The 26,122-nt window shown below is 46.1% G+C and carries 22 protein-coding genes; 10 read left to right on the forward strand and 12 right to left on the reverse strand.

Annotated elements, in window-relative coordinates:
- Positions 1–484: 484 nt before the first annotated feature.
- The 3 genes from FKN88_RS12465 to aspA form a co-directional block, all read right to left on the reverse strand.
- Positions 485–1,930: a YfcC family protein gene (locus FKN88_RS12465; RefSeq protein WP_154169946.1), complete on the reverse strand. Its 1,446-nt coding sequence runs from the start codon at positions 1,928–1,930 to the stop codon at positions 485–487.
- A gap of 496 nt (positions 1,931–2,426) precedes the next feature.
- Positions 2,427–3,740 carry an anaerobic C4-dicarboxylate transporter family protein gene (locus FKN88_RS12470; RefSeq protein WP_154169948.1) on the reverse strand — a complete coding sequence of 438 codons (1,314 nt, stop codon included), beginning with the start codon at positions 3,738–3,740 and terminating at the stop codon, positions 2,427–2,429.
- Between the two features lie 219 nt (positions 3,741–3,959).
- Positions 3,960–5,408 carry an aspartate ammonia-lyase gene (gene aspA, locus FKN88_RS12475; protein WP_004394423.1) on the reverse strand — a complete coding sequence of 483 codons (1,449 nt, stop codon included), beginning with the start codon at positions 5,406–5,408 and terminating at the stop codon, positions 3,960–3,962.
- 517 nt (positions 5,409–5,925) lie between these two features.
- Here aspA and FKN88_RS12480 point away from each other — a divergent pair.
- Positions 5,926–6,417 (forward strand): FxsA family protein, encoded by a 492-nt coding sequence (locus FKN88_RS12480; RefSeq protein ID WP_040903914.1) that lies wholly within the window; start codon positions 5,926–5,928, stop codon positions 6,415–6,417.
- A gap of 263 nt (positions 6,418–6,680) precedes the next feature.
- On the forward strand, positions 6,681–6,893 hold the full coding sequence (locus FKN88_RS12485) for a cold-shock protein (RefSeq protein ID WP_004394424.1): 213 nt from the start codon (positions 6,681–6,683) through the stop codon (positions 6,891–6,893).
- A gap of 343 nt (positions 6,894–7,236) precedes the next feature.
- Here the strand turns inward: FKN88_RS12485 and FKN88_RS12490 are convergent, their stop codons facing one another.
- The 3 genes from FKN88_RS12490 to FKN88_RS12500 form a co-directional block, all read right to left on the reverse strand.
- Positions 7,237–7,710: a tRNA (cytidine(34)-2'-O)-methyltransferase gene (locus FKN88_RS12490; RefSeq protein WP_040903916.1), complete on the reverse strand. Its 474-nt coding sequence runs from the start codon at positions 7,708–7,710 to the stop codon at positions 7,237–7,239.
- Positions 7,711–7,799: 89 nt separating this feature from the next.
- A complete protein-coding gene (gene cpxA / locus FKN88_RS12495) occupies positions 7,800–9,179 on the reverse strand; it encodes an envelope stress sensor histidine kinase CpxA (protein ID WP_154169950.1) in 1,380 nt (459 codons plus the stop codon).
- Positions 9,179–9,865 carry a response regulator gene (locus tag FKN88_RS12500; protein ID WP_004394427.1) on the reverse strand — a complete coding sequence of 229 codons (687 nt, stop codon included), beginning with the start codon at positions 9,863–9,865 and terminating at the stop codon, positions 9,179–9,181. Before FKN88_RS12500 ends, cpxA begins: the two co-directional genes overlap by 1 nt.
- A 230-nt stretch (positions 9,866–10,095) precedes the next feature.
- Between FKN88_RS12500 and FKN88_RS12505 the strand changes: the two genes are divergently transcribed.
- The 3 genes from FKN88_RS12505 to pfkA all read left to right on the forward strand — a co-directional run bounded on the left by FKN88_RS12505 (position 10,096) and on the right by pfkA (position 12,912).
- Positions 10,096–10,617: a CpxP family protein gene (locus tag FKN88_RS12505; RefSeq protein ID WP_154170727.1), complete on the forward strand. Its 522-nt coding sequence runs from the start codon at positions 10,096–10,098 to the stop codon at positions 10,615–10,617.
- A 172-nt stretch (positions 10,618–10,789) separates the two neighbouring features.
- Entirely contained in the window at positions 10,790–11,698 is a 909-nt protein-coding gene (gene fieF / locus FKN88_RS12510; protein WP_154169952.1) for a CDF family cation-efflux transporter FieF, read from the forward strand.
- Positions 11,699–11,949: 251 nt separating this feature from the next.
- On the forward strand, positions 11,950–12,912 hold the full coding sequence (gene pfkA, locus FKN88_RS12515) for a 6-phosphofructokinase (RefSeq protein ID WP_004394430.1): 963 nt from the start codon (positions 11,950–11,952) through the stop codon (positions 12,910–12,912).
- A 100-nt stretch (positions 12,913–13,012) separates the two neighbouring features.
- Here pfkA and glpX read toward each other — a convergent pair whose 3' ends face one another.
- Entirely contained in the window at positions 13,013–14,020 is a 1,008-nt protein-coding gene (glpX, locus tag FKN88_RS12520; protein WP_154169954.1) for a class II fructose-bisphosphatase, read from the reverse strand.
- A 286-nt stretch (positions 14,021–14,306) separates the two neighbouring features.
- Here glpX and zapB point away from each other — a divergent pair, with 286 nt between their 5' ends.
- Positions 14,307–14,549, forward strand: a complete 243-nt coding sequence (zapB, locus tag FKN88_RS12525) for a cell division protein ZapB (RefSeq protein WP_154169956.1) — start codon at positions 14,307–14,309, stop codon at positions 14,547–14,549.
- A gap of 64 nt (positions 14,550–14,613) precedes the next feature.
- Here zapB and metF read toward each other — a convergent pair whose 3' ends face one another.
- The 3 genes from metF to FKN88_RS12540 form a co-directional block, all read right to left on the reverse strand.
- Positions 14,614–15,507: a methylenetetrahydrofolate reductase gene (gene metF / locus FKN88_RS12530; RefSeq protein ID WP_154169958.1), complete on the reverse strand. Its 894-nt coding sequence runs from the start codon at positions 15,505–15,507 to the stop codon at positions 14,614–14,616.
- Positions 15,508–15,765: 258 nt separating this feature from the next.
- Positions 15,766–18,171 carry a bifunctional aspartate kinase/homoserine dehydrogenase II gene (locus FKN88_RS12535; RefSeq protein ID WP_158138982.1) on the reverse strand — a complete coding sequence of 802 codons (2,406 nt, stop codon included), beginning with the start codon at positions 18,169–18,171 and terminating at the stop codon, positions 15,766–15,768.
- Complete coding sequence (locus FKN88_RS12540) at positions 18,171–19,337, reverse strand: O-succinylhomoserine (thiol)-lyase (RefSeq protein WP_154169960.1); 1,167 nt, start codon at positions 19,335–19,337, stop codon at positions 18,171–18,173. The genes FKN88_RS12535 and FKN88_RS12540 overlap by 1 nt, the downstream gene beginning before the upstream one ends.
- A gap of 198 nt (positions 19,338–19,535) precedes the next feature.
- Between FKN88_RS12540 and metJ the strand changes: the two genes are divergently transcribed.
- The gene (metJ, locus tag FKN88_RS12545; protein ID WP_040903918.1) at positions 19,536–19,853 is read left to right on the forward strand and encodes a met regulon transcriptional regulator MetJ; all 318 of its coding nucleotides are present in this window, start codon (positions 19,536–19,538) and stop codon (positions 19,851–19,853) included.
- Between the two features lie 67 nt (positions 19,854–19,920).
- Here metJ and FKN88_RS12550 read toward each other — a convergent pair whose 3' ends face one another.
- Positions 19,921–21,207 carry a malic enzyme-like NAD(P)-binding protein gene (locus tag FKN88_RS12550; protein WP_004394440.1) on the reverse strand — a complete coding sequence of 429 codons (1,287 nt, stop codon included), beginning with the start codon at positions 21,205–21,207 and terminating at the stop codon, positions 19,921–19,923.
- A gap of 223 nt (positions 21,208–21,430) precedes the next feature.
- On the reverse strand, positions 21,431–21,649 hold the full coding sequence (rpmE, locus tag FKN88_RS12555; protein WP_004394441.1) for a 50S ribosomal protein L31: 219 nt from the start codon (positions 21,647–21,649) through the stop codon (positions 21,431–21,433).
- A gap of 245 nt (positions 21,650–21,894) precedes the next feature.
- Here rpmE and priA point away from each other — a divergent pair, with 245 nt between their 5' ends.
- From priA to FKN88_RS12570, 3 genes are all read left to right on the forward strand, one after another.
- Positions 21,895–24,096, forward strand: a complete 2,202-nt coding sequence (gene priA, locus FKN88_RS12560) for a primosomal protein N' (protein ID WP_306687525.1) — start codon at positions 21,895–21,897, stop codon at positions 24,094–24,096.
- A gap of 312 nt (positions 24,097–24,408) precedes the next feature.
- A complete protein-coding gene (cytR, locus tag FKN88_RS12565; protein WP_004394443.1) occupies positions 24,409–25,410 on the forward strand; it encodes a DNA-binding transcriptional regulator CytR in 1,002 nt (333 codons plus the stop codon).
- A gap of 120 nt (positions 25,411–25,530) precedes the next feature.
- Positions 25,531–26,073 carry an SPOR domain-containing protein gene (locus FKN88_RS12570; protein ID WP_040903920.1) on the forward strand — a complete coding sequence of 181 codons (543 nt, stop codon included), beginning with the start codon at positions 25,531–25,533 and terminating at the stop codon, positions 26,071–26,073.
- Positions 26,074–26,122: the final 49 nt, after the last annotated feature.

A 26,122-nucleotide genomic window follows, 5' to 3' on the forward strand; every position in this document is an offset into this window, starting at 1 on the left:
GTGGTATTAGAGTGGCGAATTTATTCACTATTCGGGATTAGGTAACGGTTTTTATGGTTTTATTTTCCCTAATGTTAACAAAATAAGCGAGGAAAGATTGATCTAGAACAATTGTAAATTGCTGGTGATTTACGGGAGTCTAGAATTAATGGATTAATTTAATTCATGGTTTGATAAATAAAACTATACCCAAACGAGTTGAAATTGCAGGTAGGTGGCAAGTGAGTGAATCCCCATAAGCATAGGCAAACTATGTGATTGGGGTGAACGGACGTAGCCAACACCGCTGCAGCTTCAAATAGGAAGGGTATAATTAATCGCAAGTCAGATCGTTGTTGGCAACATGACGATAGGGGATAGTAGGAAAGCAAAAAGCCGCACCAGATAGCGTGCGGCTTTGCAGAGTAAGAATATTATCAAGCAATGATTTTATTGTTTTGTTATGGCTAGGATGACGTTGATTAAGCGGCGTTCACGTGAACCTTTAAAGTAACACACCAATGCTGAGCATAATCATAATCAATACACACAAAATCCCCAGTAATGGCGCGACCCATTTTATCCAGCGTATATAAGGAACGCGGGCAATGGCTAAGCCGCCCATCACCACTGCAGACGTTGGTGTGACGAGGTTAACTATCCCTGATGCAGATTGGTATGCCGTCACTACCAGATCGCGACTGACGCCGGCAAAATCGGCCAGTGGCGCCATGATTGGCATGGTTAACACGGCTAGACCAGAAGACGATGGCACTAAGAACGACAATAAAATCTCTAGCCAGTACATCACGTTAATAAACATCACTGACGATAATCCAGTCACGATATGCTCAGCTGAATTGAGTATCGTATCAGTGATCATGCCCCGGTCCATCACCACGACAATACCACGCGCAATCCCGATGATTAACGCGACGCCAAGCAAATCACGTGCACCATCAATAAAGCTAGTGGTGAATTCTTCTTCGCTCATTCTGGCTACAAGACCAATCAGAATCGTTGAACCCAAGAACATCGCCGATATTTCGGCCATCCACCAGCCGGCGACGGATACACCGTAAATCATCACGGCAAAGGAGAGGGCAAAAATAGCTAAAATAATTTTGCGAGTGGTAGTAAAAACTAAGCTTTCTCCGCTACGGTTACCTAAAAAGTGTGCTTGGTTTTCTTCATATTTATCGTAAACAATCGACTTACTTTGATCGGCACGAACCATTTTCGCATAGCGCATCACGTACATGACACAGATGATCCAGCCGACTAATAAAATCGCAAGACGCAGGAAAATGCCGTCGGTAAAAGGAATCCCCGCTGCGTTGGCGGCAATCACGGTCGCGAAGGGGTTAATGGTGGAACCTAAAGTACCAATGCCAGCCCCTAGTAATACGGTTGCCGCTGCGACCACTGGGTCAAAACGAGCTGCCATCATCACTGGCACTAATAGGGTATAGAAGGGGAGTGACTCTTCTGCCATGCCGTAGATGGTGCCTCCCGCGGCAAAGAGTGCCATCAGGATGGGGATCATTAATTCCTCTCGCCCTTGTAAGCGCGAGGTGACTCGTTCAATACCTGCGTCAATCGCTCCCGTTTTAGTCACCAAGCCAAGAAAACCGCCGATGATGAGGATAAATAACGAAACATCAATCGCCGCCGCTTCGTAAGTCGTATGATCATAAAAACCATCAATGGGAGCGAGAAGTACATCAATCACACCCTGTGGATTACCTTCGGTTGGAGCATAAGTGCCCGCAATCGGCACTTCTTTACCGAGCTCGGCATTCATGGTTCGTTCATATTGACCAGCAGGGACTATCCACGTGAGTAATGCCACAAAGGCAATCAGTAAAAATAAAATGGTATAGGCAGAGGGAAACTTTAAGTTAGCAAAAAAGCCTTTCTTATGGTCCGTTGGTAAAGTTTGGCTTGTCATAGCGTTCTCCTTACATTTAGATAATCTGGCCTAAATGTGCTTGGTGGCTAATATTCACTTTTTAATCAAACAGCATGGCTTTTATTAATCAGTGAATTAAATGAAATATATGATATTAAAATGTTGAGTGAGGTTTTTAGACGGATGCTTTAATGGGTTTTATTTTAAAGATAGTAAGTTTTATTATCTTGGCTTTGCTTCACATAATATTCTTAGATATAAAAGGCGAGAGAATGTTGATTATTTTTTTTAGGGTATTTGTTTATGAATAATGAAATAATATTCTCAAAGACTACTCTATTTTTAGACTCATCTTGGTCAGTTGTGCCTAAACAGTAAGCTTGCGCTACAGGATTGATTATTTAGAACGTTCAGGAAGAAATATTATGCACTTTTGATAATGGGTATGATCAGTTGAATTAATCGAAGTTTGTTTGATTTATATCAAAAATAATAAGGGAGCCTGAGCTCCCTTTGATGATGGTTAGTATGAAAATTAGAGGAAAATATTCGCTAAGACTAAACCAAAACCGATACTGAAGATCATGCTCAATAAACCCGGCAGCATAAAGCTGTGGTTAAAGATGTACTTACCGATCCGCGTTGTCCCTGTGCGGTCAAAGTCAATCGACGCAATGATCGGGCCGTAGTTCGGAATAAAGAAATATCCGTTAACCGCGACGAACACCGCAATGATGATTGCAGGTGGTAAGCCTAAGGTAATCGCAACCGGCACCAATACTGCTGTGGTGGCTCCTTGGCTATTGACCATCACCGATAGTCCAAATAGGGCAAAAGCAAAGGTCCATGGCGCAACTTCAACCAGACCAGATACCGCTTCTTTCACCATATCGCCGTGACCCGCGATGAAGGTATCACCTAGCCAAGCGATACCGAAAATGGCCACGATTGCGCGCATCCCGGCATGGAATACAGAGCCTTGAGTAATGGTATTGCCGTCCGGTTTACAAATCAGGATGATCAGGGCTGCAATGGATAGCATCACGATTTCAATCGTATGTGCCATGCCCATTGGTGAGCCATCAAAGTGCGGACGCAAGCTAGGAATCGCGCCCATAAAGACCACGATAATCGCACCAAATAGGAACAGAGAAACCGATGTTTTGGCCTGTGGCGTGATTTGAATATCTTCCACTTTCATCTCTTGTTCCATTTCTGCACGGAACTCAGGGTCTTGTAGACGACGTTGATATTCTGGATCGTCTTTCAGCTCTTTACCGATTTTATTGACAAAAATACAAGCACAGGCAAGGCCAAGGAAAGTACTTGGAATGGTGACGATCAATACGTTACCCAAGGTGATCCCTTGCGGTTCTAAGAAGGCCACTAATGCCACGACGGCGGCCGCGATAGGGCTAGCCACAATCGCAAACTGTGATGCGATGACTGCCATACCAAGCGGACGCTCTGGGCGAATACCACTACGACGACTGACTTCTGCGATCACGGGTAATACCGAGTAGGCTACGTGTCCAGTTCCAGCCATCATGGTAAAAAAGTAAGTGACTAATGGGGCGATGAAAGTGATATGACGAGGATTTTTGCGCAAGATGTTACTGGCGATTTTGATTAAGTAATCTAAGCCGCCGGCGGCTTGCATGGAAGCCGCCGCTGCCACCACCGCCATGATCATCAGCATCACATCAATCGGTGGACTGGTTGGACGCATACCAAACACAAAACTGAGAATGGCAAGACCAATCCCCCCCATGACACCCAGTCCGATACCACCAATCCTTGCCCCGATTAGGATACATCCTAATACGATAAGGAACTCAATTATGAACATCTTATACTCCTAAAAGATTATGGGAAAATCCGCTTTACCGCCCAGTGTTAAGCTAACGCAAGGCTGTGAATTCATAGGTTTATCTTATTTTTTAGTATCAATGGAAGGTAGCCAACGCTTTTAATTAATTACCATGATTTAGAATAAGTTTTGGCGACTTTCCATCTGGCAAAAACCAAGAAGGCTCTGAATCAGAGCCTTCTTGTAGAGTAAATCGAATTACTCGTAACGTTTTGCCTTGTATTTAGGGTACATCAAGTTGTCGACTGAGAAAATATCGTCCAACTCTTCTTCAGTGAGCAAGCCACGCTCCAGTACGACCTCACGGACGCTTTTGCCCGTTTCGGCACAGATTTTACCAACGATGTCACCTTCATGGTGGCCGATGTAAGGGTTAAGGTAAGTGACGATGCCGATCGAGTTAAACACATAGCCTTCACAAACCTCTTTGTTGACCGTAATGCCATCGACACACTTATCACGCAGGTTAACGCACGCGTTAGAAAGCAAGGAGATAGACTCAAACATCGCTTGAGCAATCACTGGCTCCATTACGTTAAGCTGTAATTGACCCGCTTCAGCGGCATAAGTAATGGTGTTGTCATTACCGAAGACTTTAAAGCACACTTGGTTAACCACTTCAGGGATAACCGGGTTAACTTTGGCCGGCATGATCGATGAACCCGCTTGTAATTCAGGTAAGTTCAGTTCATTGAAACCCGCACGAGGGCCAGAAGAGAGCAAGCGCAAATCGTTACAGATTTTCGAAAGCTTCATTGCTAAGCGTTTCAGCGCGCCATGAGTCATTACGTAAGCACCGCAGTCGGACGTTGCTTCAATTAAGTCTTCAGCAGGTACCACTTCTAGGCCAGTGACTTCGCCTAAATATTTTATTGCTAATGCTTGATAGCCTGGAGCGGTATTTAAACCGGTGCCGATGGCCGTCGCACCAAGGTTAACTTCTAATAATAACTTAGAGGTGTATTGCAGAGCGCGGATCTCTTCGTTCAGCGTCACGGCCCACGCATGGAACTCTTGACCAACGGTCATCGGTACGGCGTCTTGGAGCTGAGTACGCCCCATTTTGAGAATCTGTTTAAACTCAACGGCTTTAAGTTCAAAAGCACCTTTGATGTATTCAATCGATTCAATCAGTTTGAGAATACTGTTGTAAACGGCGATTCGGAATCCGGTTGGATACGCACAGTTGGTGGATTGACTTTTATTAACGTGATCATTGGGGTTAATAAATTGGTATTGACCTTTTTCTTTACCCATCAGTTCAAGGGCTACGTTAGCAATCACTTCATTGGTGTTCATATTGACTGAAGTGCCTGCGCCACCTTGGAAAACGTCGGAAGGGAATTGATCCATACACTTGCCGGTTTCCAAAATCAGATCACACGCTTGAATAATATAGTTAGCGACATCTTTAGGGATCACGCCTTGCTCTTTATTAGCGAGCGTGGCCGCTTTTTTGGTCATGACCATGCCACGAACAAATTCAGGGACATCTGAGATCGTAACATTAGAAATATTGAAGTTTTCTATCGCCCGCAGGGTATGGATACCATAATAAGCATCAGCAGGAACATGGCGTTCGCCGAGCAGGTCTTCTTCGATGCGGGTTGCTTGGTTGGTAATAGGGGTTTCAGATAGGGTAGCCATCACAGGATCCTTAAGATAATTGTTCTGATTAGTCACACTTAGCCATCTCTGTCTTAAGAATCCGTTCACCAGAATGGTTGGCTGGGAAAATCTGTCCTGACTTCTTCGCTAATCATACTTGACCAGTAGATAAAAAATAGGAACTGGATCACCTTTCCGGTGCATAACTCCGGAGAGGTTTAGGATCTTTAGCTAAGATCTCACGGTTTGAGTGAATTGGTTTAATAGAAAGTTAAGATATTGAAAATAAGAATTATTTTATGGAATGTTTGTTGGCCTAATCGAGAGTGGTGTTGGGTGAACCTCGTAATCGTATGATTCATCAACCATAGATGGTTAGAATAGTCTGATGGGTGATGAGAAATGACCGGCTGATGACCTAACAAGGTTGCAGTTCCGTGGTCATCACGTTAATTTGAAAAACGTTCAGTGGTGAACGAGGATTCCCATTGGCTCATCAACAAACGGCTGAGCAGTGCAGTCAGGTAAAGTCGGGCTCAGTTAAGGAGAAGCTAGGTTGCTTATTTTATTATGTTTATTTATTGCTTTGCCAATCATTGAAATTGCGGTGCTGATTCAGCTCGGTGGTTTGTTAGGCTTATGGCCAACGCTTGCTTTAATCCTATTTACAGCTTTGGTTGGGGCGATACTGGTGCGTAGTCAAGGTGTCTTGACGTTTCTGTCCGTCCAGCAGCGCCTTCAACGGGGTGAAGTGCCGGCACAGCAAATCATCGAAGGTATGTTGTTAGCTGTCGCCGGTGTTTTATTACTGACGCCTGGATTTATTACAGATGGAATAGGCATGCTCGTTTTGCTGCCTATTCCAAGGGCGCGTTTGGCTCATTACTTAATGGGCTATTTGGTTGTGAATACCATGAGTGGTCCTGACTCGTTTTCCCATCAATCATCACAATCTCGACCGAACGCCGAGGGGGAGACGTTTGATGGTGAGTATGAGTATAAAGAACAAAAGGATCATCCGCGGGACGACTCGAATCGACTCAATTGATTGATCTGTCTGGAGATTCGATTTTATTTGGTTATTTTTGAATAAAACGTTTGCTTAATGAGAAGGAAACCCTTATAGTTATCTGGCTCTATAGTTAAGAGTTATTAATGAAAATCAAAAGTAAAAGTAAATTCTTAGAATCCCATCGTAAAAGTTGTTATCCTAATATTTCCCTTACATGATTAGCTACATTAAATAATTCATGCTTCAGCACCTTGCGCATTTGCGCAGTAATCCAATGAATTCTATATAAGGGACAAATTATGTCTAACAAAGCAACTGGTACAGTAAAGTGGTTCAACGAAACTAAAGGTTTTGGTTTCCTATCTCAAGACAACGGCGGCGCGGATGTGTTTGTACACTTCAACGCAATCGCTTCTGAGGGTTTCAAAACTCTTATCGAAGGTCAAAAAGTATCATTCGTCGTTGAAAACGGCCAAAAAGGTTTACAAGCTGCTCAAGTTGTAACTCTATAATTTACTGATACTCATCAGAATATTTAAAGGTCGCCTAGGCGGCCTTTTTGCTGTCTGTCATTTTTTTAATGGCTGTCATTGATCTTTTCATGGCTTGGTCGTGATTGCTCTCTCCTGCGTTAATGTCTATTGTCGATCCAGTCTATGTCTAAAGCTATCTGCTCTACTCTGCTCTTCGTATCGCTTGTTTGCAAAAGTGTCGGTTTGTAGTTTCTGGCTGTCGGAATCGTGAGCATACTTCACCTTTAGTATCACTTAAGGTTGAGGCGGATTGATCATCTCAGATTACGCATGGAAAACGCGTTAATATCGATCGCCTCTCCTTAAATACTCGGTGGGTAGCTTATTGAGCTCCCGAAAAACCCAATTGACGCCAAGCTTCAAAGGCAATGATGGCTACCGCATTGGATAAGTTTAGACTGCGAGCATTGGGCATCATTGGAATACGAATGCGTTGATTCATCGGTAAGCTATGGATCAGGTCGGCGGGTAAGCCGCGCGTTTCTGGGCCAAACAGTAATACGTCCCCAACTTGAAACTGTGCATCAACATGATGTCCTGTGGTTTTTGTGGTGCAGGCAAAGAGTCGAAATTCACCACGAGCCGTTAAGTAGTCGAGAAAGGCTTGATAATTTTGATGGCGAGTGACTCGGGTGAGGTCATGATAATCTAAACCGGCTCTGCGCAGTTTTTTCTCCTCAAAATCAAACCCTAAAGGTTCTATTAAATGTAAGTTCGCGCCGCAATTAGCGGATAAGCGAATAATATTCCCCGTATTAGGGGCGATTTCAGGTTCATAGAGGGCGATGTCAAACATGGTTGAACGGTTCCTTATCAATAGAGCGCATCAGTATACTGCACCGAAGCTTAGATGTTTATCTTATCGAATGGGTTTACCGTCATCGCTCATTGATCCCGTTGAATCGGTAAGGTGATTTGCACTTTTAAGCCGCCAAGATCACTTCGGCTCGCGCTAACCTGACCACTATGCTGACGAATGGCACTTTCCGTGATTGCTAACCCGAGCCCCGTTCCTCCGCTGTCTCTGTCTCTTGCGGTTGATACTCGGTAAAATGGTCGAAATATTTCATTCAGCTCGCTGTCCGGAACGCCAGGTCCGTCATCTTCAACGGTGATGATGATTTGTTGTGCCACACAACGAAAGCTAACTTGAATCCGATCCTGACTATAGTTAATTGCATTGCGGACGACATTTTCTAACGCACTCATCAATAATTGTGGATTACCAGAAATGTATTGATCAGGAATCGGGTCGAGGAGCAGTTGTTTTTGCATTTGCTCGGCCTCAAACTGTGCATCATCGAGCAACGCTTCCCATAAGCTAGACAACGGCTGTATTTCGCGACTTAAATGACTATTGGTCTGCATGCGAGACAGTTCAAGTAGCTCACCGATCATTCGTTCTAAACGTTGGGCTTCGGTATCGATTCTTTCTAATTCTTTACTCTCTCCTTGCTTACGGCTGGCTAAGGCATTGGCCATTCTTAGGCGAGTCAGCGGTGAGCGTAATTCATGGGAGATGTCTGATAATAAGCGCTGTTGGCCGGAGATCATCTGGTTAACCGCCTGTACCATGCGATTAAAACTACGTCCGGCTTGACGAAATTCTGTAGTGCCTTTTTCCAGTTCAGGGTCGACGATAAACTCGCCCCGAGCAACACGTTGAGCGGCGAGCGCGAGCCGCTGAGCGGGTTGACTCAATGCCCAAGCGAGCCATAGCAACAAAGGAGTGCTGACTAACATAACCGACAACAGTAGATGCAGCGGTTTATCAAATAATCTCAGTAGAAATGGTGGCGGCTGATCCCAACGCATGCCCATGAATAGTAATAGATCCTGATCAGCCAATCGAATTGAGACTGGGCCAGAAATCATATAACGACCATACAAACGTTGTTGCGGTTTATCAACCGACTCAATACTGGTGGTAAAGTTCTTTAATGCCTTTAATTGAAAATTTTCATGCCGTTTCGTGGTGAGGATATTGCCCTCTTGATCGGTAACAAAAAAACGCGGCCGCGAACTATGGTGACTGCCTGATTCTAGTTCGGTAATGATCCGCGAAAGGTTATTTTGTTGGATGAAACGTTTTTCCAAAAGTTGCTGATAGTCGAGCATTCTTTGCAAGCTTTCAGATGGAAGATCGCGTGATTTACGCGGATCGAGATGTGGTAAAGATAGCACCGCAATCACCACCAGTAGCATGGTTAGCCAGAAAATGGCAAAGATACGGCCATACAGGCTATTGAATTTAGGTAAGCGCATTACTCTTCCGCCACCATTAAGTAGCCACGGCCACGTAAGGTTTTAATTCGAGGCTTGCCATCGACCCGTTCGGGTAATTTTTTGCGTAAATTCGAGACATGCATATCAATGGCTCGATCGAAAGCGGCCAGTCGTTTACCTAATACATCGAGGCTGAGCATCTCTTTGGTGAGGGTTTCCCCTGGATTTTGGGCAAAATGGCCTAATAGAGCAAACTCGGTAGTGGTTAGGTCGAGGAGTTGCCCTTGGCAATAGGCTTCTTGTTTGCCTGGGTAAACTTGTATGTCTTGACACTCAATCACATCCGACGGTTTATGTACGGATTGATGCTGTGTGCGGCGTAAAATGGCTCGAATTCTGGCGAGTAATTCACGATCACTAAATGGTTTGGGAAGGTAATCATCGGCCCCTAATTCGAGACCAATTACGCGATCAATCTCTTCGCCTTTTGCAGTTAGCATCAGTACTGGGGTTGTCCAGTTTTCACGCAGTCTCTTCAAGGTTTCCATGCCATTGAGTTTAGGCATCATGACATCCAATAGAATCAGATCAATCTCATCGTTAAGCGCCGCCAACCCCGATTGACCGTCATTGGCTTCAGAGACGTCAAACCCCTCATAACTGAGGACTTCTTTAAGTAGATTGGTGAGTTCGGTGTCATCGTCAATCAGAAGAATATGTGCCATTGGTGCCTCGTTACCGATATTACTTTCCTAGTCAATGAGGATAGTTTACTGCGAAATTGGCTTGGATAATGGGCTATTAGTGACTATTTACGATTCTTTACGCTCTCTACACGCCACTTTACTCGTCAACTTGTATTGTTTGATTAAGCGCTGCTTGTGCAGCTATCCCATCGTAACAAGCTTGGAAGGCTAAAGCTTATCAACGATAACTATTGAGAGAGGAAATAATGATGAATATGACCAAGACAATGATTCTCGCTGCAGTCGCCTTACCTTTGGTTATCGGTAGTGCCAGTGTACTGGCTTATGGAAAGGGTAAGCACACGGAGCATCAACAGCAACGATGTGGTTTACATGGTGAAAGAGGTATCGTCAGTCAACTGAACTTAACCACAGAACAGCAGAGCCAGCTAAAAGCCTTGCGCGAAGAGCATCGCCAAGCCATGCAAGATCAGCGTGGTCGTGGCTCGCGTGATGAAATGAGAACCTTGCGTGAACAAGAGCGAGCGTTAGTGCTCTCTGCTGATTTTGATCGCGCCGCGGCTAACGAGCTGGCTAAACAGATGGTGGATAAACAGGTTGAACGCCGAATAAACATGCTCGAAAAACGTCATCAAATGATGAGTATTTTAACCAATGAGCAAAAGACCCAGCTACAAACTTTACAGCAAGAGTGTATGGAAAAGCATCATCGAGAGGGTGGTGAGCCACGTGGGCATAAACACGGAAGTAAAAACAAAGGCCGAGGATAACTAAAGTCAACAGCGGGTGTTACTTTACTGACTTGATGCAATTGAGATGCTGGTGTAGGGTGGTTAATTTCACTCCTTGTGTTACAAAATAACGAAGCAAGGGTAGGCCATTTTATCGCTCAGCACCACGCTATATCCTGTGCATGGGTCTATTACGTTATGGTTAAAAGTAATGAAACAAGAGTACGCTCGCTTAGTAACACTGGCTGCCTGGACCGCCACCATTGTCGCCAGTGGTCTATTAATCGTTAAAATAGCCGCATGGTGGGTGACCGGATCGGTCAGCCTACTTGCCTCTGTGGTGGATTCTTTACTCGACATTGCCGCCTCTGTGGTTAATTTAATTGTCATACGTTATGCCCTGCAACCTGCCGATCGAGAACATACCTTTGGTCATGGTAAGGCCGAATCTTTAGCAGCCTTAGCGCAAGCGATGTTTATTTCCGGTTCAGCCTGCTTCTTACTCCTCAATGGCGTTGAGCGTTTTTTCCGTCCTCACGAACTTCAATCGCCAGAATACGGGATTTATGTCAGCGTGTTTGCCTTATTGGTGACCTTTGCTTTAGTCTCGTTTCAGCGTTATGTGGTCAAAAAAACCAACAGCCAAGCAATTGCCGCCGATTCTTTGCATTACCAAACCGATTTATACATGAATGCGGCGATTATTTTGGCTCTGGGTTTGAGTTGGTTGGGTTTTAAACAAGCCGATGCGATTTTTGCTATTGGGATAGGCTTATACATTTTATACAGTGCGATTGGCATGGCTTATCAGGCGGTGCAAACGCTGCTGGATAGAAAACTCCCTGATGACGAGCTGGCACAGATTCGGGCCGCCTGTTTGTCGGTCAATGGTGTGTTAGGGGTTCATCAATTGCGAACGCGCATGGCGGGGCCGGTAAGATTCATTCAATTGCATCTCGAATTAGATGATCATATTCCGCTGATTGAAGCCCATCGCATTTCTGATCAAGTTGAAGAAAAACTACGCCACCTATTTCCCGGTGCGGATGTGATTATTCACCAAGATCCTTACTCCGTAGTGTTTAATGTGGAACGTAAACAAAAATTATCGACGTGGTAAGGCAAAGTGCGCTCAACTTGACTATATTTCAGTCAGTTTAATTAAAAAACAGTATCCTGATATGAATCAACGAAGCGATAGGATAAAGCTGTAATACTCTTACATAAGTAATAAAGTTACAAAAAAACGCTCAAATAACAGTAGTATTCCTTATAGGGCGAGGTAACATAACGCACAATTTTGTTGCTTGTTTTATCTGAATGAGCACAACTAAAAATGAGTTTTGAATTCTCAAAAAATCGAGGGTGAGCATGATTAAAAATATCGGTGTTTTGACAAGTGGTGGTGATGCGCCCGGCATGAACGCAGCGATTCGTGGCGTTGTTCGTACTGCATTAGGTGAAGGTTTAGGTGTCTATGGTATCTATGATGGTTATCTTGGACTCTATGAAGGGAACATTAAGCAACTGGATCGCTACAGCGTCTCTGATGTGATCAACAAAGGCGGTACCTTTTTAGGTTCAGCGCGTTTCCCTGAGTTTCGTAATGAAGAAGTGCGTTTAAAAGCGATTGAGAATTTAAAGCAGCACAATATTGATGCTTTAGTTGTGATCGGTGGTGATGGTTCTTACATGGGCGCGAAAAAGCTCACCGAAATGGGCTTCCCTTGCATTGGTTTACCAGGCACGATCGATAACGATATTGCGGGTACTGATTACACCATCGGTTATTTATCGGCGATTAATACCGTTATCGATGCGATCGACCGTTTGCGTGATACGTCTTCTTCACATCAGCGTATTTCCATTGTGGAAATCATGGGCCGTCACTGTGGTGATTTAACCCTGATGTCAGCGATTGCTGGTGGCTGTGAGTACATCATTACGCCGGAAACGGGTCTGGATATGCAGCAACTGATTTCTAATATCCAAGACGGGATCAAAAAAGGCAAAAAACACGCGATCATTGCGTTAACGGAACTGATGACCGACGCCAACCAGTTGGCAAAAGAGATTGAGAAATCAACTGGCCGTGAAACTCGTGCAACAGTACTGGGGCATATTCAACGTGGTGGTCGACCAACCGCATTTGACCGTATTTTAGCTTCACGCATGGGTAACTATGCGGTGCATATGTTGCTAGAAGGACATGGTGGTCGTTGCGTTGGTATCCAAAAAGAAGAACTGGTTCATCATGATATCATTGAAGCGATTGAAACCATGAAGCGTCCGGTGCGCCAAGATTTGTACAAAGTGGCTGAAGAGTTATTTTAAGAACGCGGGTTATTCAACCTGAGTGAAGAAAATAATCACCAATCAAAAAAGACCGCATTGCGGTCTTTTTTCTTCGTAACGTTGAATCGAGTACCATGCCTTAAAGGATCATCGGTAACACATCGCTATCTTTACGCTCTAAGTAATGGATGGATTTAATTCGTCGGATGGTTCGGCAGCGGCCACGGATCAACAGCGTTTCGGTCGTCGCGATATTACCTTGTCGGCTAATGCCTTCCAATAAATCGCCTTTGGTGATCCCCGTGGCTGAGAAAATGACATTATCACTGCGTGCCATATCATGGAGTGCCAGTACTTGGTTAGCTTGTACGCCCATTTGGGCACAGCGAGCCAACTCTTTGGCTCCCCAAATACGATTATCCTCATTATCGCCTTTGACTTGATGGCGCGCTAATAAGCGACCTTGCATATCGCCATCCAAGGCCCGAATCGCCGCCGCAGAAATCACCCCTTCAGGAGCACCCCCAATACAGTACATAGCATCAACTTCGCTATCTGGCATGCAAGTAAGAATCGATGCGGCCACATCGCCATCCGGCACCGCAAAGACCCGTACACCCAGTTGCTGCATCTCGCGTATCACGGCATCATGACGCGGCTTCGCCAGAGTCACTACCGTCAGTTGGTGTAACGCTTTATCCAGTGCGGTGGCGATGGCCTGTAAGTTATCGGCTAATGGCTTATTTAAATCGATGCAGCCTTTGGCTCCAGGACCGACGACGAGTTTTTCCATGTACATGTCCGGTGCTTTGAGAAAACTGCCTTTTTCTCCCGCTGCCAATACCGCTAATGCATTGGATTGACCCATCGCGGTCATTCGTGTCCCTTCAATGGGATCGACAGCGATATCGACATCGTCACCACCTAAGCCGACCTGTTCCCCGATATAGAGCATCGGAGCTTGATCGATCTCTCCTTCACCAATAACAATTTCGCCATTGATTTCTGTCTTATTCAATAAAATCCGCATTACTTCTACGGCTGCGCCGTCAGCCGCGTTTTTATCACCTCGGCCAAGCCATTGGTAACCTGCCAGTGCAGCACCTTCGGTTACCCGAGAAAAAGCCATTGCTAAATCGCGTTTCATGCTTACTCCAACCACAAATTAAAGAGGATAAAAAAGTTGCGCGGATTCTAGCACATTCATAAGTAAACGTTTGCTATTTAGCGTTGCAAGCCTTGTAGTGGATCAAAACTTTGTCTTTTAAGGGCGCTTTAAGCGAGAGAAGTAAAGATAGCGTCAATTGCGTTGTTTTTTTGACCGAATAGCGAACAAGATCGAATATAGTAAGTGTTTCTCTGCGCATGGCTGAGTAGAATGGTTAAATAGAGTGAATTGAATTCATATCACGGAATAAACAAGGGTAAGTCACATGTCTTTTGAAGTACTAGAACAACTCGAAGCAAAAATTCAAACTGCGGTTGATACCATCGCCTTACTGCAAATGGAAGTGGAAGAGCTGAAAGAAGAGAAACAACAGCTCATGCAAGAAGCGGATGAATTAAAAGCCAGCCGTGCAGAGCTTGAGCAAAAAGCCCAAGAAATGGAACAAGAGCATGCAGCATGGCAAACGCGTATCCGTAGCCTGTTAGGTAAGATGGAAGAGGTTGAGTAATCTCTACCTACGCTGATTGCTAATAACGCCGAACTTTGTTCGGCGTTATTGTTATATACGTTGGTTAAGCCACTGCAATCGGGCGTACACCAAGGGTATGACAAAGCGCGTAGGTCATTTCGGCGCGGTTCAAGGTGTAGAAGTGAAAATCTTTTACCCCCTCGCGGCTCAGGACTCTAATCATATCAATAGCCTGACTCGCCCCAACTAATTGTCGAGTGACCGGATCATCATCTAATCCTGCAAACTGCTTGGCCATCCACTGCGGCACTTTAACGTGGTTTTGCGCGGCAAAGCGTGCGGCTTGTTTAAAGTTTGAAACGGGTAAAATACCGGGAATGATTTCGGCATCGATTCCGGCGGCAACGCAGCGATCTCGAAAGCGTAGATAGCTCTCAATATCAAAAAAGAACTGAGTGATGGCTCGGTTGGCTCCCGCTTCGACTTTACGTTTTAAATTGAGCAGATCGGCTTGGGCACTTTTCGCTTCTGGATGCACTTCGGGAAACGCGGCCACGGAAATATCAAAATCGTGGCGAGATTTGAGTAGAGCAACTAAGTCAGCGGCGTACATTTCCGGCTTGCCACCACCCGGTGGAATATCACCACGTAGGGCGACAATACTTTCAATGCCGTTGTGCCAGTAGTCATCGGCGATAGTGATTAATTCTTCGCGGCTGGCATCAATACAGGTCAGATGCGGTGCCGCGATCAATCCGGTTTGATCTTTGATGGCTTTAATGATCGAATGGGTTCTATCACGCTCACCAGAGTTTGCCCCGTAGGTCACGGAAACGAATTTGGGTTTGAGTTCTTTTAAGCGATGCACCGAGCTCCACAAGGTTTCTTCCATTTGCGGTGTACTCGGTGGAAAAAACTCAAACGAGACATTGATATCTGAAACTTCAGCGATGCTTTGATTTAAAGCGTCGATATGACTGGCGTGCGTGTATCCCATTTTTCTCTCCCTGTGCTAACGACCACAACGCAAACACAACATTCTTTACGTATAGACGTCCATATGTCTACAGAATGTAATGAATCGATTTTAATGTCAACATTACTAGTATGAAGGTTTTTCATGTTGATGCTGAGTAAAATTCACAGATTTAACTGAAGAGAAATTGAGCGAGGCCGAAGCGTCTCTCCCTGTTGTAAAGGAGAGACGTGTTGAATGAGGAGCAGGCAAGCAGAGGTAAGGTGTGTTAATGCTCGCTCATAACAGGCTGGCGAGTCGGTTCAGATCCGATTGAATGGCGCCAGCGGTAACTTCACGTCCAGCTCCTGGACCGCGAATGACCAGAGGGTTATCTCGGTACCATTTGCTTTCAATGGCAAAAATATTATCGCAAGGGCGCAAGTTAGCCAGTGGGTGGTCGAGTTCTACGGCCTCTACGCCAACCGAGGCTTGGCCATTTTTCTCTAAGCGAGCGACATAACGGATCACCTTATGTTCTTTTTGGGCGCGAGCTAAGCGCTCAGCAAGACTTTGATTGAGCAGGTGGCTTTGATCAAGAAAATCATCCAAAGATAAGTGACGCAGTGCCTCTGGCACCAAAGACTCGACCTTGACGTGTTGAGGTTCAATGTTCAGACCAGATTCCCTTGCCAGAATAACCAGTTTACGCATCACATCGGAACCATCGAGATCATGGCGTGGATCCGGTTCCGTCAGTCCTTGTTGCCAAGCTAACTCAACCAGTTCGCTAAATGGCGTCGAGCCGTCGTATTGTTGAAATAGCCACGACAGTGTACCCGAGAAAATTCCTGATAAAGCGGTGATATCATCGCCACTTTCACGCAGATCACGTACAGTATGATTAATGGGTAGGCCCGCTCCAACCGTAGCATTGTATAACCAATGACGGCCAATTTTACTGAAAGCGTGTTTGACTTGATGATAGTACTCACCCTCTGCCGATCCGGCGACTTTATTGGCACTGATCAAATGCAAACCATGCTGCGCCATCGCTAAATATTGCTGCGCTAAATGTTCGCTGGCCGTTACGTCTAAGACAATGGCCTCATCATAGTTACGCAGTTCACCGAGCTGTTGCAGCCAGCGCTGACCATCATTGGGTTGTGCTTCATCTTGATATCGAGCCGCAACTTGGCTTGGATTGATGCCAGCCTCATCAAACCAAAAGGTTTGGCTATCGATAATCGCGACTAATGAAAATTGCATGCCGTAGCGTTTTTCTAATTCGGTTTGCTGCTCTGCAAACAGCTTTAACCAACTGCTACCAATGTTACCTTTACCACAGAGCGCTAAGGCCACGCGTTTTTGGGCTTGAAACAGCTGCTTATGTAAGCCAATCACCCTTTCGGTTAACGTATTTTGTCTTAACACTGCCACTAAGCTGAGCTCGGATTCCGCTGTGCAGATAAACTCAACTGGGCAGGTTTTCAGTTGCTGGTAAAAACCGTGATTGTGCTGCGCGTTACGTGTTACACCTGCACCTACCGCGGCTAATAGTGAATAACCTTCTTTGAGTTTACTCTCTGTGGCGAGTGCCGAGTCCTGTAGATAACTGAATACATCACTGGCCATCTCTCGGGTATAGGCAAGACGAAGTTGATGCTGATCGGCTTGCACTTCAAATGCCAATGGCTCCAGTTGGGCCCGTTTGAGGTGTGCTAATACCGTGTGCTGTAGGCGTTGGAAATCTTGTCCGGCAGCTAACGTCAATTCAATCAGCAGCACATCCTCCAAAGAGGTGATGATTTTTGCTCCTCGCCCAGAGGCGAGAATACGCTCAATGCGTGTCGATCCCGATTCTGGCTGGTGACTGGATCGTAAATGCAGTTCCATGGTGCTGTGTACGACCGGCTGTAAAGTGCGGCTATGCAGCACGGGAGCTGCCAATCGAGCCAGTTCATTGGCTTCATCTAAGCGCAGCAGTGGCAATAAACAAGCGTCATCCACCACTCTTGGATCCGCACTATATACACCCGCGACATCACTCCAAATGGTGACTCGTTCAACGTCCGCTAAAGCGCCAATCATGGTTGCAGAATAATCGGAGCCATTACGCCCAAGCAGAACGGTTTCCATTGCGCTATTTTGTGCAATGAAGCCAGTAATGATGACGCGCTGCTGCGGGTGCTGAGCGAGAATCTCTTTGAGTAAAGGCGCGGAACGAGTGCGATCAACCTCAGGTTGTGGCCCAGTTTCGGCACGTAGGAAAGCACGTGCGTCTTGTGCAATAGCGGGTAATTGTTGCTGATTGAGTAGTGCTGCCAATAAGCGCGCCGACCATACCTCACCATGCGCCAGCACTGCGGATTGTTGGGCGTAGTTTAGTGGCGGGGTGAGTGCGGCCAGTTGTGAGCACTCTTGATTGAGCTGACTCATAAGATGGTCGGCGATATCGCCGTTCAGTAATTCCTCAATCAGTTGAGTTTGATACTGACGGATAGCTTGCAGTTGTTGATGTGCCGTTAGACTATCTTTTTCAAGGTGACTGACAAAATCAATCAATTGATTGGTGGTTTTGCCAGCGGCAGAGACCACTACCAGATCGTGCTGCTGCGAATACTGCTGTAAAATATCCACCACATTTCGGTAGCAATCACCATCGGCTAGGCTACTACCGCCAAATTTATGTAACTGCTGCTTCATTAATTTTTTTCCTGTGCTTGATGGAAGGCTTGTTCAAGGTCAGCAATCAGATCGCAAGCCGCTTCCAATCCGACAGAGAGGCGCAGCAGTTGTTGGCCGACGCCAGCTTCGGCAAGGGCAATCTCCCCCATAGCTCGATGAGTCATTGAGGCTGGGTGGCAAATTAAGCTTTCGACGCCACCTAACGATTCCGCTAGCGAAAACAGACCTAATGCACCGACAAAGTGTTTGAGTTGTTCAAAGGTGCCTGCAAATTCAAAACTGAGCATGGCACCAAAGCCACTTTGCTGTTGTTTCGCAATCTCATGGCCGGGATGGCTGACCAAGCTAGGGTGATAAATTTGCCCAACCAGAGGTTGAGTTTGTAGGTAAGCGAGTACTTGTTGTGCGCTCTCTTCGTGAACGCGCATCCGGGCTGATAAAGTTCGTAAGCCACGCAAGGTCATATAACTATCAAACGGTGTGCCGGTTGAACCAAGGCAATTTCCCCACCACGCCAACTGCTCACCGTGTTCCGCTGCTCGGCTGATGATGACCCCACCAATCACATCAGAATGCCCATTGAGATACTTGGTGGTGGAGTGAATGACAAAATCCGCCCCTAAGGCGATAGGTTGCTGATAAATAGGAGTTAAAAACGTATTGTCTACCGCAACCAATGTATTAGCTGCTTTGGCTTGTTGGCAGAGCTGCTGAATATCGACCACTCGTACTAAAGGGTTAGAAGGGGTTTCGATCAGCAGCAGTTTGGGCTTGAGCGTTAACGCCTCACTCACCGCAGTCGGATCGGATTGATCAATAAACAAGACTTTGAAATCGCCTTTTTTCGCTCGTGAGTTGAGCAGTCGATAGGTACCGCCATAACAGTCATGAGGAGCAACAATCCACTCTTGAGGAGACAAAAAGGTCGAAATCCACAGATTGATAGCTGAGGTTCCACAGTTGGTGACAATCGCCGCTTGCCCCCCTTCGAGATCCGCTAGGGTTTGCTCCAGTAAGCTACGGTTTGGGTTACCAGAGCGGGTGTAATCATAGGTAGGCACTTCACCGAAGGCAGGAAAACCAAAGTTAGTCGATAGATAGATCGGTGGTACCACCGCATGATATTGGCTGTCCGATTCTATTCCTGTGCGAACCGCAATGGTGGCGGGTTGGCGAGTGGTCATAGTGGCTTCCTTTCTGAATCTACAATAAATGGGCTAACGGCAGAGGGGATCTCATCGTCAATAGAGTCACACTTTACTGATCAAAAAAGAAGACGTCAACACATCTAGATGTCTATATGTCTTTGCTTATGGCAGTAAATCCCGCTAAAATTAGGGACTTTGATTAGTAGACTCAAATTCACACAACGAAGGTGCGCAATGGCAGACTGGAATGGCGATTATATTAGCCCCTACGCGGAGCATGGTAAAAAGAGTGAGCAGGTAAAAAAAATCACGGTATCCATTCCGTTGAAGGTGCTCAAAGTGCTTACTGATGAAAGAACTCGCCGACAAATCAACAATTTACGTCACGCTACCAACAGTGAATTATTGTGTGAAGCTTTTCTGCATGCGTATACGGGACAGCCGTTACCGACCGATGAGGATTTACGTAAAGACAGGCCGGATGATATTCCAAGTGAAGCTAAAGCCTTGATGACCGCAATGGGTATTGAGTTTGAAGCGTACGATGACTGAATGATGCCCATAAAAAAACCTAGCCACGCTAGGTTTTTTTAGATCAAGGGTCGCTATAAGGTCATCATTAACGACTATTTTCTGCCATATAATTTTCTGGCATGTCGATACGGGCAACACCTGACTCGACGGCGGCTTGAGCGACCGCTTTGGCGACTCGTGGTAGTAAGCGTGGGTCCATTGGTTTTGGAATAATATAATCAGTACCATAGCTAAGCTTTTCAACCCCAGCCGCTTTGAGTACTTCACTTGGGATCGGCTCTTTGGCTAATTGACGAATTGCATCGACAGCGGCAAGTTTCATTGCATCATTAATTTCGCTGGCGCGAACGTCCAATGCACCACGGAAAATAAATGGGAAACACAGCACATTATTCACTTGGTTAGGGTAATCGCTGCGCCCAGTACCGAGGATTAAATCGTTTCTCACCTGATGAGCCAATTCAGGTTTAATTTCCGGATCGGGGTTGGAGCAAGCAAAAACAACGGGTTTATCGGCCATTAATGCCAGGGCTTCTGGTGGTAATAAATTCGGGCCAGAAACCCCAAGGAATAAATCGGCACCGGCAATCACATCTTCCAAAGTGCGCTTATCGGTATTGTTGGCAAACAATTGTTTGTATTCGTTTAAATCGTCACGGCGGGTATGAATGACGCCTTGGCGATCCAGCATGTAAATTTTTTCACGCATCGCCCCGCATTTAATCAACAGTTCCATACAAGCGACCGCTGCGGCGCCCGCACCCAGACAAACAATAATACATTCATTGAGTTGTTTGCCTTGCAGCTCAATCGCGTTGAGCATTCCTGCGGCCGTTACAATCGCGGTGCCGTGTTGATCATCATGGAAGACAGGGATATCACAGCGCTCGATGAGGCGGCGTTCAATTTCAAAGCAATCTGGCGCTTTAATATCTTCTAAATTGATCCCGCCAAAGGTGTCGGCGATGTTGGCAACGGTATCGACAAACTCATCGATAGTACGATGTTTGACTTCGATGTCGATCGAATCAAGACCAGCAAAGCGTTTAAAGAGTAGCGCTTTACCTTCCATTACCGGCTTTGATGCCATCGGACCAAGATTACCTAAACCAAGAATTGCGGTGCCATTCGAAATGACGGCAACCGTATTGCCTTTGGCGGTGTACTTGTACACGTTATCAGGCTGTTGGGCGATTTCACGTACCGGTTCTGCCACGCCTGGGCTATAGGCAAGCGCAAGGTCACTGGCTGAATCAGCCGGCTTGGTTAAGGCAATGCCAATTTTACCTGGAGTCGGTAGTGCATGGTAATCAAGAGCGCGTTGGCGAAATGCTTCTTGTGGCGAGAGGTCTTGGCGATGATCATCAGACATAGGGGGGGCTTCTCTTATAATGTTATCAACGAAACTATGATTCTAAAGGATGTCGATTGAGCTGCCTAGGTGGGATTGCGATCACAAACCATCAAATCGGTAAGATGAAGACTGATAAGACCAGCTGAGCGTCAAATAAGACAAAGCAGAGAGCAATAACATGAACACATAAAAAAAGAACGCCGGAGCGTTCTCTTTTAATAATCTTCGCGTGAAGTAAGGATTACTTCTTGCTGGATAGAGCACCGAAACGCTTGTTGAAGCGGTCAACGCGGCCACCGGTATCAACGATACGTTGCTTACCAGTGTAGAATGGGTGGCATTTGTCACATACGTCAAGGTAGATGCTTTCTTTAGCAAGCGTTGACTTAAATGTGAAAGCATTGCCGCAAGAGCAAGTTGCGCTGACTTCTTTGTATTCTGGGTGGATACCAGCTTTCATGGGATAACCTCAAATGTAGGCCGCGTCGCTATCCGGATCAATGCCGGACACCACACGTAATGTTAATGATAATATGCAGATGCTAAACCGATTTGCCAAGCATCTTTAAGGCGCGATATATTAATGAATCCACGCCATGGGATCAACTGCTTTCGGCGCTATTTTCACCACTTTTGTTGGTCGAATTTCTGGTTGTCATCCAGTAGACTGTGTTTTCTGCTCCTTTTTATTGCTAACGGATGGTTATGCGCCCCACTATTGCTCGTGTTGCTTTACCGGTTCCTCTTGATAAATCCTTCGATTATTTGATTGCTGACGGTGTGTGTCCTGTGGTTGGCGGACGGGTTTCGGTTCCGTTTGGTCGCCAAACCTTAGTGGGGATTGTCATTGCTCTCGTGTCTGAATCCGATTTTCCTTTGCATCAATTGAAATCGCTGCATGCGGTATTAGATACACAGCCGTTATGGCCAGAAACACTCTATGGGTTATTGCAGTGGTGCAGTCAATATTACCATTACCCTCTGGGAGAAACCCTAGCTAACGCGATGCCAAGTGCGTTGCGTAAAGGCAAAGTGGCGCAATTTGCGGTGACTAAGGAGTGGCGACTGACTGAGCAAGGGCGCAATCAACTACTCCAAGGCTTTGGTCGTGCCATCAAGCAGGCCAAGGTTATGCAGTTATTGCAAGCGGGGCCCGTTTCTCATCAGACCATGTTGGATGAAGCGGTATCAAGTAGCACGCTAAATACTCTGCTTGATAAGCAATGGATAGAAGTGCTTGAGCAAGCTCCGCAGATCGTACCTTGGCCTTCTGATGTTGAAGCTCGGGTTGATAAACCGAAATTAAACCCAGAGCAGGCGATTGCGATTGCGACGGTGAACAGTCAGCCGGGCTTTGGATGCTACTTGTTGCAAGGCGTCACGGGGTCAGGTAAGACCGAAGTGTACTTAAATTTGATCAAGCCTGTTTTAGAACAAGGCAAACAGGCCTTAGTGTTAGTGCCAGAAATTGGCTTGACGCCACAAACGATTCAACGTTTTCGTCAACGTTTTACCGTGCCCGTGGTCGTGATTCACTCGGGATTAAATGACACGGAGCGTCTTAATGCTTGGTTAGCAGCACGGGATAAAGCGGCGGGGATTATTATTGGTACTCGTTCAGCTTTATTGACCCCTTTTGCTGATCTCGGGATTATTATTGTTGATGAAGAACATGATACTTCTTATAAGCAGCAAGATAGCTTGCGTTATCACGCGCGCGATGTCGCGGTCATGCGAGCCAATCTTGAGCAAGTGGCGATTGTCCTCGGCTCGGCAACTCCGGCTTTAGAAACGCTGCATAATGCGTTGAGCGGAAAATATTATCATCTGCAACTGACTGAGCGAGCGGGGCACGCCGTACCCACGAAAAATCGAGTGCTGGATATTAAAGGTGAGTATTTAGAGAGCGGACTCTCTGCGCCGTTGATAGCCGAAATGCGTCGTCATTTACAGCAAGGCAATCAAGTCTTGTTGTTTCTTAATCGACGTGGTTTTTCTCCCGCCTTGATGTGCCATGAATGTGGTTGGATTGCCGATTGTCAGCGCTGTGATGCTTATTACACCTATCATCAACACAGTAACGAGGTCCGTTGTCATCATTGTGGCTCGCAACGTCCGGTGATTCAGCACTGTCAAAGTTGTGGCTCACATCAATTAGTGACCGTTGGCGTTGGGACTGAGAAACTTGAGCAGCAGCTTGCTCAGTTATTTTCTGATTATCGCACCATTCGTATTGATCGAGACAGCACTAGGCGTAAAGGCAGTTTAGAAGCCGCGTTGACCGCTATCCACAATAATCAGTATCAAATTTTGATTGGTACGCAAATGTTGGCCAAAGGGCACCATTTTCCCAATGTAACCTTAGTCGCGCTGTTGGATGTGGATGGTTCTTTGTACAGCAGTGATTTTCGTGCCCCAGAGCGCTTGGCACAGTTATTCATTCAAGTTGCTGGCCGCGCGGGAAGGGCAAGTAAGCCAGGGGAAGTGGTTTTGCAAACTCATCATCCTGAGCACAGCTTATTACAAGCGCTACTGCATAAGGGATACGATCATTTTGCTCGAACCGCTCTTGCTGAGCGGCACGTCGCTCAACTTCCGCCCTACACCTATTTAACGCTGTTTCGCGCTGAAGCGAATCAATCATCGGTGGTAGAAACCTTCTTAAGGCAAGTTCGGCAAACCTTACAAGTTCATCCGTTGTTTGATCAAGCCTGCGTGGTACTTGGGCCAACGCCAGCACCATTGGCTAAGCGAGCGGGTAAGCACCGTTGGCAACTGTTACTACAAACCCCTTCACGTAGCACGATGCAGGCGATATTAACCAGTTCAAAAACGGCTATTCAGTTGTTGCCTTTAGCCAATAAAGTGCGTTGGTCTTTGGATATTGAGCCGCAAGATTTGAGTTAAATTTCTCCCCTCACTCGCTTGATGCTTATTGAAAGTAGGGCTGACTAAGCGCTGTTTTTTAGGGGTTCTAAATAGCAGTGAGTTTTATTTGCGCAACTAAAATCACTTGCTGTGATCGATGTCATATTTGTAATGCAAAAAATGTTACTTAAGCCGTAACTTTCTCTATGGAAAGAAATAAACTAGGGGCACTATACGTTCAGTGAATCGTTTTCGTCGACCATGTTATGACTTTACGACGAAGGGAGTCGTTTTACCGACAACGTTTATTCGGCTTAGGTATTGAGAGAAAATAGAGAGGGTTAAGAATTTATGGCGACAATGAAGGACGTTGCCCAGTTGGCAGGTGTCTCTACCGCGACGGTATCTCGTGCGTTGATGAATCCTGAGAAAGTATCCACCACCACTCGTAAACGAGTGGAAGAAGCTGTACTTGAAGCTGGCTACTCCCCCAACTCTTTAGCGCGAAATCTGCGCCGTAATGAATCAAAAACCATTGTGGTGATCGTGCCCGATATTTGTGACCCTTATTACACCGAGATCATTCGTGGTATCGAAGATGTGGCGATGGAGCATGGGTATTTGGTGCTGCTGGGTGACAGTGGTCAACAAAAGAAGCGTGAAAGCTCGTTTGTGAACTTAGTCTTCACCAAGCAAGCCGACGGTATGTTATTGCTTGGTGCTGATCTGCCGTTTGATGTCAGTAAAGCGGAACAGAAAAATCTGCCACCGATGGTGATGGCCTGTGAATATGCTCCAGAGTTAGAACTGCCGACGGTACATATTGATAACCTTACCTCAGCATTTGAGGCGGTGAACTACCTCACTCAGATGGGACATAAAAAAATTGCTCAAATCAGCGGGCCAGTAGGTGCTGTGTTGTGTGAATTTCGTCAGCAAGGTTACCAGCAAGCACTGCGTAGAGCTGGATTGGTGAAAAACCCAACCTATACCGTTGTTGGTGACTTCTCTTTTGAATCCGGTGCTAAAGCGGTACGACAGTTATTAGCACTATCTGAGCCACCAAGTGCGATTTTTTGTCATAATGACGCGATGGCGATTGGGGCAATGCAAGAGGCGAAACGCTTAGGTTTACGAGTTCCGCAAGATTTATCCGTTGTGGGGTTTGATGATATTCAGTTTGCTCAGTATTGCGATCCACCGTTAACGACGATTTGCCAGCCACGCTATGAAATTGGCCGACAAACGATGTTGATGATGCTTGAATTACTGCGAGGTCGAGATGTTCAGGCCGGATCACGGTTGTTAGAAACTCATCTGGTAGTGAGATCCAGCGCCGCGCCGCCAAGGTAAATATTGCCCTGACTGAGCGGGTTTGCAGAAGATAACCAGCGTTGCTTACATATTGACGCTGTTATCCGACGGCAAACTCCTTTACCATGGAGCTACAATTGTCAGCGTTTGAATTGAATCGTGGCTAATAAAGATTATGTAAGAAGGGGTCGTAGTCCAAAGAAGCCGACCGCAAAAACAACAACGCGCCGAAAACCTTGGCGCAGTGGATTGATCGCGTTAATCCTCCTCAGTGGGTTTGTTTATGGATTGTATTGGCTCAACCAGAAACCTGAGCCGCCCGCACCACCAGTCAAAACCGTTTCTCCGGTTAAACCTGCGACGCCACCTGCGCGAGTGATCCCGCCACCACCGACGGAAAAGTGGGACTATGTGCAGAGTCTGCCTCAGCGTGAAATTGAAGTCACCGCTAAAGAGCAGCAACTGTCGGAGATCCCGTACATCATGCAGTGTGGGGCATTTAAAACCTTGCAACAAGCGGAAGCGCGTAAGGTCGAGATTGCTTTTCAAGGGCTGAAGAGCAACATCCGCAAAACTGAAAATAGCAGTTGGTTTCGAGTGGTGTTAGGACCATATCCATTAAAACGAGATGCTGAGCGAGATCGCCACCGTTTACAACGCGCTAAAATTGAGCCTTGTGCGATATGGAAAGAATCACAATAAACAGAATTTAGGCGATTCAACCTTTCAAGATGGCTAACGAGTCACTTTC

The organism is Vibrio sp. 2017_1457_13, assembly GCF_030851525.1.
GTDB classification, from domain to species: domain Bacteria; phylum Pseudomonadota; class Gammaproteobacteria; order Enterobacterales; family Vibrionaceae; genus Vibrio; species Vibrio metschnikovii.